Genomic DNA, 1,201 nt, shown 5'->3' with positions numbered 1-1,201 from the left:
GAACCTGCCGTCCGGTAAATCACAGGCCCGCACTATTCAGATGGTCACGGTTAACGTGGTCACTGTTACCACGGAATACAGTGAAACGCCGGAACCGGAATGTGTCTGGGTAACGGAATCAGACGAGTTATACGCCCAGCAGTACCGGGTGGTGAGTGTGACTGAGAATGATGATGGCACATTCACGATATCGGCGGCCATGCATGATCCGGACAAATACGACCGGATAGACACCGGCGCGGTACTCGATGAACGGCCAATCAGTGTTATTCCGCCCGGCAACCAGTTCTCGCCGAAAGATATCATCATTAACTCTTATTCTGTCGTGAACCAGGGGATCAGCGTTGAAACCATGCAGGTTACCTGGTCACCGGCAGAGAATGCCATTGCCTATGAGGCGCAGTGGCGGCGTGATGACGGCAACTGGATCAATGTACCGCGCAATGCCACGACTTCATTTGACGTGCCCGGGGTCTATTCAGGACGCTATTTGGTGCGGGTCAGGGCAATCAACGCAGCCGAAATCTCCAGCGGCTGGGGATATTCAGAGGAAACCCGGCTGACCGGCAAGGCGGGAAATCCGCCGGTGCCGCTGAACTTTCGCGCGAGCACGCTGGTATTCGGGATCAAACTGAACTGGGAGTTCGGGAAATTTACGGAAGACACCCTGAAAACTGAAATTCAGTACAGCAAAACCAACGACGGGCAGAATCTGTTACTGCTGGCCGATGTGCCGTACCCATCCCGCTCTCACGAACTGGCCGGTCTGGCCGCCGGTACCGCGTTTTATTTCCGTGCCCGGCTGGTGGATAAAACCGGCAATCAGTCACCCTGGACTGAGTTTGTGCTCGGCGTGGCCGAGTTTGATACAGAGGCTATTCTGGATGATGTTGAAGCGATCCTGGAAGACTCAAAAATTATTCAGGAACTCAGCAATAACGACATGGACTCATTCGAGGCCATTATCAACAACGCCAACAACACCTATGGCCAGTGGATGCACCTGCAGCGTGAAAATGGTGTGATGAAGGCTGAAATTATCCGCGTTGATAACTATGTGGTGACGGAAACCAAAGCGCTTGCTGAGCACCTTGATGCAGTACAGGCCACTGCAGATAAAAGCCTTGCCCGTGCGCAGAACTCCATCAAAGCCGAGTATGACATGGAGAAAGGCACGGCTTCGGCAATCTGGAAGTCGCTG

General features: G+C 53.5%; 1 protein-coding gene. It reads left to right on the top strand.

Going from position 1 to position 1,201, the window contains the following annotated elements; genetic code table 11:
- Positions 1-1,201: TipJ family phage tail tip protein (locus HMPREF3119_RS09155; protein WP_371327755.1), on the top strand; the 1,201-nt coding region annotated here is incomplete at both ends.

The sequence above is a fragment of the Morganella sp. HMSC11D09 genome (genome assembly GCF_001807955.1).
Classification (GTDB): Bacteria; Pseudomonadota; Gammaproteobacteria; order Enterobacterales; family Enterobacteriaceae; genus Morganella; species Morganella morganii.
This window is presented reverse-complemented; position numbering and strand designations above follow the sequence as displayed.